Source organism: Frankia sp. CoBUL1, from assembly GCF_978021245.1.
In genome coordinates, this window is the sequence record NZ_CDXDOS010000144.1 from 1 (window position 1) to 8,359 (window position 8,359).

At 70.2% G+C, this 8,359-nt stretch carries 8 protein-coding genes; 4 read left to right on the forward strand and 4 right to left on the reverse strand.

The genetic code is table 11. The features are described from left to right. Positions 1 to 64: 64 nt before the first annotated feature. Positions 65 to 490 (reverse strand): GNAT family N-acetyltransferase, encoded by a 426-nt coding sequence (locus tag AC08OX_RS11595; RefSeq protein ID WP_011437295.1) that lies wholly within the window; start codon positions 488 to 490, stop codon positions 65 to 67. Positions 491 to 548: 58 nt separating this feature from the next. Continuing rightward, positions 549 to 1,328, reverse strand: coding sequence for a sporulation protein (locus AC08OX_RS11600; protein WP_476607826.1), 780 nt, complete (start codon positions 1,326 to 1,328; stop codon positions 549 to 551). A 206-nt stretch (positions 1,329 to 1,534) separates the two neighbouring features. Between AC08OX_RS11600 and AC08OX_RS11605 the strand changes: the two genes are divergently transcribed. Beyond that, the gene (locus tag AC08OX_RS11605; protein WP_476607827.1) at positions 1,535 to 2,095 is read left to right on the forward strand and encodes an Ntn hydrolase family protein; all 561 of its coding nucleotides are present in this window, start codon (positions 1,535 to 1,537) and stop codon (positions 2,093 to 2,095) included. Positions 2,096 to 2,124: 29 nt separating this feature from the next. Here the strand turns inward: AC08OX_RS11605 and AC08OX_RS11610 are convergent, their stop codons facing one another. Next, entirely contained in the window at positions 2,125 to 3,114 is a 990-nt protein-coding gene (locus tag AC08OX_RS11610; RefSeq protein ID WP_476607828.1) for an aldo/keto reductase, read from the reverse strand. A 287-nt stretch (positions 3,115 to 3,401) separates the two neighbouring features. Between AC08OX_RS11610 and AC08OX_RS11615 the strand changes: the two genes are divergently transcribed. From AC08OX_RS11615 to AC08OX_RS11625, 3 genes are all read left to right on the forward strand, one after another. Further along, positions 3,402 to 4,748: a TerD family protein gene (locus AC08OX_RS11615; protein WP_476607832.1), complete on the forward strand. Its 1,347-nt coding sequence runs from the start codon at positions 3,402 to 3,404 to the stop codon at positions 4,746 to 4,748. 46 nt (positions 4,749 to 4,794) lie between these two features. Beyond that, on the forward strand, positions 4,795 to 5,472 hold the full coding sequence (locus tag AC08OX_RS11620) for an AIM24 family protein (RefSeq protein ID WP_476607829.1): 678 nt from the start codon (positions 4,795 to 4,797) through the stop codon (positions 5,470 to 5,472). 84 nt (positions 5,473 to 5,556) lie between these two features. Further along, positions 5,557 to 6,540: an AIM24 family protein gene (locus tag AC08OX_RS11625; protein ID WP_476607830.1), complete on the forward strand. Its 984-nt coding sequence runs from the start codon at positions 5,557 to 5,559 to the stop codon at positions 6,538 to 6,540. Positions 6,541 to 6,582: 42 nt separating this feature from the next. Here AC08OX_RS11625 and AC08OX_RS11630 read toward each other — a convergent pair whose 3' ends face one another. Further along, positions 6,583 to 8,094, reverse strand: coding sequence for an FAD-dependent oxidoreductase (locus AC08OX_RS11630; protein ID WP_476607831.1), 1,512 nt, complete (start codon positions 8,092 to 8,094; stop codon positions 6,583 to 6,585). Between the last annotated feature and the right edge of the window lie 265 nt (positions 8,095 to 8,359).

Sequence of the window (8,359 nt, forward strand, 5' to 3'; positions counted from 1 at the left end):
CCCCTGTCCCCTGTCCCCCGACCGCCGGGCGGCTGACGGCCGGGGGAGGGACTGCGGAGGGACCTCAGAGTCGGCGGGTGAAGTGGAAGGCCGCGATCGTGAAGCCGGTTCGCAGGTAGAGCCGGTGCGCCTCGTAGCGGTGGGTGCCGGCGTCGAGATGGATATGTTCGCAGCCGAGCCGGCGCGCCTCCCGTTCACTCCAGGCGAGCAGCCGGGTGGCGTGCCCCCGCCCCCGCGCAGCCAGGATCGTGGACAGATCGTCGATGACCAGATGCCGCCCGTAGGCAAGCGAGGTCACCTGCCGGAAGCCGACCGCCGCGACCACCCGTCCCAGCTCCCCGTCCCACGACGCGACCAGGCGGTAGCCCTCGGGGCGCTGGACCTCGTTGACGAGCTTGACGAACCCGGTGGAGGTCAGATGCGGCCGAAGCTGCCGCATGGGGTCGAACGCCAGCCAGGTACGATCCGCCTCCAGCTCCTCGATCTTCACATACCGTATTCTTGCAGCTTCACCAGGTGAGCCGACGTCCCCCGGACGGGTAGAGCGCTCAGAACCAGCCGCGGCGGCGGCCCAGGTGCTCCAGCTGCTGGTGGAGCAGCCCGGCGAGCTGGTGCCGGTCGGTGTCGTGGTGGCCAAGCCGGAACCGGCTGAGCTCGTCGCCACCGGAGGACAGCAGCCCACCGCGGCGGTCGGCCTCCAGGACGACGTCCACCCCGGAGCCGTCGACGAGGAAGGTGACCTCCAGTTCGGAGATGCGCCGGGCGTACTCGCCCGACGGCTTCAGCTCGATCTCCTGGTAGAAGGGCAGGTCGGAGCCGTGTAGGCGGCCCTTCTCGACGTCGGCGGACTTGAAGTGGAAGCCGAGGTCACCGAGGGCGGCGAGCACCGCCTCCTGGACGGGCAGCGGGTGCACGTTCACCGCGTCGAGGTCACCCGGGTCCACCGCCCCGGGGATGGCCAGCTTGGTCCGCACCCCGATCTTCATCCCGTGCAGATGCCACCCGCCGATGTCGGTGATCGGGGTCTGCCACGGCACGGGCGGCTCGAAGCGGCCGCTGATCTGCTGCTCCGGGTGGATAGTGAAGCCGCCACCGATCTGCTGGGTACCGAAGGTGACCTGCTCGTGCCAGGTCGAGTCGTCGGTCTCGACCTCGACGGTCGCCTCGAGCGCGACGAGGACCTTCTCGATCTTCTGCTCGACCTTGCCGCCGGTGACGGTGGTCAGACCGGTCACGACCTGGCCCGGCAGGGTTTCCGGACGGTCCAGCACGGTCTCGACCTCGGCCCCGCCCACACCGAGCCGCGACATGAACCGCTTCATCCCCATGGGGTGCCCGTCCTCCGCTTCCGTTCTCGTGTGTGCGCAGGACACGTTCTCACATCCGCCTGACGACCGGACCGCCGGAACGGCTCCCGGGTCGGCAGGGTGACAGCGGGCGGGGCGGGTGACAGCGGGCGGAGCGTGTCAACGGGCTGGTGGCGCGGATGGGGTACGGCGTCCGGCTTCGGGGCGAACCGGTACCATTCCGCTTCGTGACCTGCATCGTCGGGGTACAGCAGGACGGCCGGGTCGTGATCGGTGGGGACAGCGCCGGTGTCGCTGGCTGGTCTATCGCTGTCCGTGCGGATACCAAGGTGTTTCGTAACAGTGAGTTCATTATGGGGTTCACTGATTCGTTCCGGATGGGCCAGCTGCTCCGCTACAGCCTGGTGCCCCCGGTCCCGCAGGACTGGGATCTCGATCGGTTCATGGCGACGGACTTCATCGCGGTGGTCCGGGACTGCCTGCGCGACGGCGGCTTCGCCCGCAACGACTCCGGCAACGAGAGCGGCGGGCTGTTCCTGGTCGGCCTCCGCGGACACCTCTACCGAATCGACTCGGACTACCAGATCGGCCGCAGCGCGGACAACTACTATGCGGTCGGCAGCGGCGACGAGTACGCCTGCGGCTCGCTGCACAGCACCCGGGGCCTCGACCCGAAACAGCGGGTCCGGATGGCGCTGGAGGCCGCGGCCCACCACTCGACCGGGGTGTGCCCGCCGTTCCACATCATCTCCTCCGACGACGTGACCACCTACGACGCCTCGGACTGACCGGACGCCTCGGACCGGCCGGACAGTGGTCAGCGGTGGAGCCGTTCCGTGGCCAGTGCGGCGAAGGCCGACGTGCCGGCGAGCGGTTCGAAGCGTTGCGCGGCGGCGGTCAACGTGCCGTACTCGTCCTCGGTGAGCGTGATGTCGGCCGCGGCGGCGTTGTTCTCCACCTGGGCGACGCTGGACGCCCCCGGGATCGCGACGACCGACGGATGATGGATCGCCCAGGCCAGCGCGATCTGGGCGGGGGTGGCGTCGTGCGTGGCGGCGACCTCGCGTAGGACGTCGAGCAGCGGGGTGGCGCGGGCCAGGTTCTCGGTGAGGAACAGCGGGTTTATCGCGCGGATCCGCCCGGTCGGGCGGTTCGTGACGTCGTAGCGGCCCGAGAGCAGCCCCTGGCTCAGCGGGCTCCAGGCGATCACGATCCGGGACTCCCGGGCTGCGAACGCCAGCAGCTCCTCGCCCCGCCTGCGCCGAACCAGGCTGTACTCGACCTGGTTGGACAGGATGGGCGCGCCGAGCGCCGCCTCGGCGTCCTGCCAGCGGGTCAGCGAGTAGTTGCTGACCCCGACGTCCCCGACGAGGCCGACGGCGCGCAGCGCCGCCATCCCGCGCATCGTCTGGCCGTCCCTGATCACCGGATTGGGCTGGTGGACCTGATACAGGTCGATGCGGTGCACCCCGAGCCGGTTCGCGCTCGCGACCGCCCGCTGCTCGACGATCGGAGCCAGCGGGAGCACGGGGAACACCTTCGTCGCCACGTACGCCCGGTCCAGCGCGTCCGGGATCCCGGCCAGCGCCGAGCCGAGGATGCGTTCGCTGCGTCCCATCCCGTAGATCTCGGCGGAGTCGAACAGCGTCACCCCGAGTTCGAGGGCCCGGCGCACGATGCGCCCGGCCTCGGTGTCGGCGTAGCCCGCCCCGTACCCCCACTCCCTGGACCCGAACTGCCAGGTTCCGAGGCCGATCTTGGATATCTTCCTACCGCTGGCTGTCGTGATGCCATCGACGTAGCGCATCTGTCCAGTGAACGCCCGACCATGTCGGAGCGCGAGAGGAGCCTCACCGGTAGCCGCTCCGATGCCGGTGTCGTCGTCGAATCGTCTTGTCCGCGAATCGTCTTGTCCGGGGATCGACAGCGTTCCCGGCGCCGGCGTGTTCGGCTGTACTCTCCGGCAGCTGCTAGGTTGCCGGCAGTCCGGTTCGTGCGGATGCGGGCGGGTGCCGGCTGGCCGGTTGGGCGCGGTAACGCCGGTAGGTCATGGTTGCGCCGGTCCGGCACGGAATGCCAGGTGGAGGGAGCGTGTTGGTCACCCAGTTCAGTCGAGGGCAGAAGGCGCAGCTGTCGACGATCACCCCGGGCACCGACCTGTACGTCGGGATCCAGATCAATGCGCCGGGGGAGTGGGACATCTCCTGCTTCGGCCTGGACGGCGCCGATCGCCTCACCGACGACCGCTACTTCGTCTTCTTCAACCAGCCGGCGTCGCCGGAGAAGTCCATCCAGCTCCTCGGGCCGCAGGCCGGCGACAGTCAGGCGTTCCGGGTCACCCTCGACCAGGTGCCCGCCTCGATCGGCCGGCTGTCGTTCTGCGCCGCCCTCGACGGTGCCGGTAGCGCCTCGGCGATCTCGTCGGGGTACCTGCGGATCGTCGTCGCGGGAACCGAGGTGCTGCGCTACTCCTTCACCGGCGCCGACTTCACCAGCGAGCGCGCCGTGATGATCGCCGACATCTACCGCAAGGGCGTGTGGCGGATCGCCGCCGTGGGCCAGGGGTTCCAGGGGGGACTGGCCGAGCTCATCCGCTCTTACGGCGGTGAGGTCGCCGACGAGGCGCCGCAGCCGGCCCCCGCCCCCGGGTTCGGCGCTCCGCTCGCCGCACCGCCGCCGCCCATGGGCTTCGCGGGTGGGATGCCCGCCACCGGCATGCCGGGTGGGATGCCGCTGACCGGCGCGTTCGGCGGACCCGAGATCCTGCCGTCGCAGGCGCGACCCACCCTGCCCGGGGCGATGAACAGCCTGGATCCCTACCGTGAGGTGCCGACCGCCGGTCGGTGGACCCAGCAGAACGGCAAGCTGGTCAAGGTCACCCTCGGTCCGGACGCGTTGGCGCTGCGCGGGTCGATGGTCGCCTACCAGGGCAGCGTCGAGTTCGACTACAAGAGCGGCGGGCTGCGCGGTCTCATCGAGGGCAAGCTGACCGGCCAGAGCCTCAAGCTGATGACCTGCAAGGGCTCGGGTGAGGTCTTCCTTGCCCAGGACGCCGCGGACCTGCACATCGTCGAGCTCGGCAGCTCCTCCCTCTGCGTCAACGCGAAGAACCTGCTGGCGATGGACGCCACCGTGCGCACCGAGGTGCGTCGGATCGAGAGCCCCGGCATCCCCGGCGGGGGGTTCTTCCACTTCGAGGTCTCCGGGCCGGGTTCGGTGGTCGTCATGACCAAGGGGTCCCCGATGACCCTCACCGTGCAGGGCCCGACCTTCGCGGACATGAACGCCCTTGTCGCCTGGACCACCGGCATGCGGGTCAGCTTGTCGACTCAGGTCCGGATCTCCCGGCAGATCTATGCCGGCGGTAGCGGCGAGGCACTGGCTCTGCAGTTCATGGGGTTCGCGGGGCACTTCATCGTCGTCCAGCCGTACGAGGTCTGAGGCGTGTCGACCATCCGGGAGGACCGCCGGGGGAGAGGAGCGGGCCGTGCAGGGCAGCCTGATCCAGCACTACGGACCAACTCCGATCATGGAACGGATGAGCAGGCACGGCTCGAAGATCGCCAAGGTGGTCATGAACCCGGGCCAGGATCTCTTCGCCCGGGTCGGGTCAATGATCGCCTACGAGGGGTTGATCGACTTCAATCCGCAGCCGCCACAGCTCGGCCGGATCGCCTCCTCCTGGGCGACGGGTGAGGGCGTTCCGCTCATGACGGCGACCGGCCAGGGGCTGCTGTACCTCGCGGACTACGGCAAGGAGGTCATCGTCGCGCAGCTTGCCGGCGAGGGACTCTCGGTCAACGGCAAGAACATCCTGGCCTTCGACGCCGGGCTGCAGTGGAGCATCGAGCGGGTCCGCGGCATCACCATGCTGTCCGGAATGGGGATGTTCAACGTGGTGGTGCGTGGGCACGGCTGGGTGGCGCTGACCGCCAAGGGCAGTCCGATCGTGCTCGACACCCGGGAGGCGTCGACCTACGTCGACACCGACGCCCTCGTCGCCTACACCGATGGGCTGCGCGTCGAGCCCTGGCGCACCGCCCGGCTCGGCGGGCTCATCGGGCGCGGCTCCGGGGAGGCGTTCCAGCTCGGCTTTTCCGGCCAGGGGTTCGTCGTCGTGCAACCGAGCGAGGACGAGCGGCCGACCTTCTCGGTGCGGGGCTGAGGCCGCGATGGCACGGTGGGGGCGGGCGGCCGGGTACCGGCGCCGGACGGCGGAGCGCACCGCGGAGAGGACGGGGACGGCGACATGACGCAGGGCGGGATGTACGGCGGCCACCCGGGTGGTCCGCAGGGCAACTATCCCGGCGGTGGTCCGGGCTATCCGCCGGGCCAGGGCTATCCGCCGGGCCAGGGGACACCCCCCGGTGGTCCCGGTGGTCCCGGTGGGCCGGCAGGCGGCATCCGCAGCAGTCTCCTGGACAATCCGGAGCGTCCCTCGGACGGGCCGTTCTCCCTGCAGAACGGCAAGATGCTCAAGGCGACGCTTGGCGCCCGCGGGATGCGGGAGTTCTATGCCCGCAAGGGCGCGATGGTCGCCTACCAGGGTGCCGCGAACTTCGACGCGCACTGGGAGGGCTGGGGCTCGCGTTTCCACAGCTTCTTCAGCGGCGGCGAGGGCCTGAACCTCATGCAGGTCTCCGGATCGGGTTCGGTCTTCCTCGCCAACCAGGCGCAGGACATCCACATCCTCGACCTGGTCGGTGACGGGCTCACCGTCGACGGCAAGAACGTGCTCGCCTTCAACGCCGACCTGACCTGGGACCTGGTGCGGGTGGACAGCCAGGTCGGCATCGCCGGTGTCGGGAGCTACCAGGTCGAGCTGCGCGGCAACGGCCGGGTCGCTGTCTGCACGTCCGGGGCGCCGCTGGTCATGCACGTAACGCATCAGAACTACTACTTCGCGGACGCCGACGCGGTCGTCGGCTGGTCATCGAGCCTGCAGGTCTCGATGCAGGCGGCGGTGACGTCCTCGGCCGTGTGGCGACCCCGGGGGAACACCGGGGAGAGCTGGCAGATGCAGTTCACCGGCGAGGGCTTCGTCATCGTGCAGCCCTGCGAGCTACTTCCGCCGTACAACGCGCTCGCGGGTGCCGGTCTCGCCGGACAGTTCGGCCTCGGTCAGGGTGGGTTCCAGGGCAACCAGCACGGCGGTCACGGCGGTCACAGTGGTCACGGCCCAGGCGGCGGTTTCGGCGGTGGCGGCCTAGGCGGTCTGTTCGGTAACCGCTGAGGCGACACCGCCTGCGACGGACGGGCGGCGAGGCGTGGGGGCTCATCTCGCCCGCTCGACGTCCTCGGCGTATCCGGCATTCTTGGTGTATCCGGCATCCTCGGCGAACACGTCGGGGGTACGGACGTGTTCGGGCCGAAATCCGATGCCGAGTACCCGCCCGAGCACCCGCCCGATCCGCGGCGCCGCCGTGGCGGTCACCCCATGGGACATCATGGCCGTCACCAGGTTGGACATCCCGGCCCGCACCGCCCCCGTCATCGTCCTTGCCGTTGCGTTCGTCGTCGCGTCCGTCGTCGCGTCCGTCAGGGGGGCACGCGCGACCTGGCGCGACGGGCTGCCGCCGTGCGCTGGCCGCTCGTCGTCACCCAGCAGGCGTACCAGGAAGGCGCCCTGCCGGACCTGGATCATCTGCATGAGTACGACCGGCCAGGTCCGCCGGCGCTGCACCCGCCGCAGCTCGGCCGGCTCGGGCGGCCCGGCCCGCAGCGTCACGGCCATCAGGTTCGCCGTCGCCACCGCGTCCTGGACGGCGTAGTTCACCCCGACGCCGCCCGCTGGGGACATCGCGTGGGCGGCGTCGCCGATGCAGAGCAGACCCGGCTGGAACCATCGGCGAAGCCGGTCGACCTGCACCACCAGGGTCTTCACCTGGTCCCAGTCAGTGAGGTCGTCAACGGCACCGGACAGCGCCGGCGCCGCGGTGGTGATCTGCGCACGGAACGCCGCCAGCCCGCCGGCCGTCCTTGGCTGCCGCTGCGCCGACCCCTTCCGGAGCACCATTCCGCACTGCCAGTAGTCGCGTCGATCCAAGGTGATCAGGGCGTGGCCCTTGCGGAGGTGCGCCAGGGTGAATCCGTCCCCGTTCCCCTCCTCCTCACGCCCGTTCCCCTCCTCGTTCCCGTTCCCGTCCCTCGCCGCCCGGCGGCCGCTCGCGGACCTGTCACCCACGTCTTTCGGCAGCCGGAACCAGAGGACGTCGAAGGGAGCGCCGCGCTCCCGCACCGGCAGGCCGGCACGGGACCGCAAGGTCGAGTGCCGGCCGTCGGCGGCCACCGTCAGATCCGCCCGGATCTCGACCTCCCCGAAAGGGCCGGCCGCGCGCACGCCCACGACCCGTCCATTCGCCCGGACCAGGTCGGTCGCCTCGGTGCTCATCGCCAGGCGGAACGTCGGATAGGCACCGGCCCGCTCGGCCAGAAACGTGAGAAAGTCCCATTGGGGCATCAGGGCGATGAACGGGCAGGGCGTCCGCAGGTGCCGGAAGTCCACAACGGTCCGGCGCCGGCCCGCCATATCCAAAGCCAGCGTGGCGGCCCGGGTGTGCGGGATGCGAAGGAAGTCCGTCAGCAGGCCCAGCTCCGCCATTACTGCCATCGTGGACGGGTGAATCGTGTCACCGCGGAAGTCACGGGCGAAATCATCGTGCTTTTCCAGCACGATGACGTCCACCCCTGCGCGGGCCAGCAACAGACCGAGCATCATCCCCGCCGGCCCACCGCCCGCGATGACGCATCGGGTGGTCCAGCGCAACGGTGCGGATGGTGTTCCCATACCAGCTCCCCGGGCCTGCCCCGAGTCGGCCGCCACCAGGCGGAGCGACCGCGGCGGTCCCCGGAGCCCGTCGTCCCCGTCATCCTGCCCGGACGTCCTGCCCGGCCGAGGAGATGATCGAACCTGCCGTCGCCAGGCGCTGAGACTCCCGCTCGTCAGGTGCAGCCCTTCCAGCGCGAACCATTCGATGGCCGGAGGCTGGACTTCCGCGAGTACCGGTAACAGTTCGACCTCGTCGCCCGCCAGGAGGGGGCATCAGGACGGG

Excerpts from the sequence above, each read along its gene's own strand:
- AC08OX_RS11600 (WP_476607826.1), bottom strand. The coding sequence starts at position 1,328 with ATGGGGATGAAGCGGTTCATGTCGCGGCTCGGTGTGGGCGGGGCCGAG.
- AC08OX_RS11610 (WP_476607828.1), bottom strand. The coding sequence starts at position 3,114 with ATGCGCTACGTCGATGGCATCACGACAGCCAGCGGTAGGAAGATATCC.
- AC08OX_RS11625 (WP_476607830.1), top strand. The coding sequence starts at position 5,557 with ATGACGCAGGGCGGGATGTACGGCGGCCACCCGGGTGGTCCGCAGGGC.
- AC08OX_RS11630 (WP_476607831.1), bottom strand. The coding sequence starts at position 8,094 with ATGGGAACACCATCCGCACCGTTGCGCTGGACCACCCGATGCGTCATC.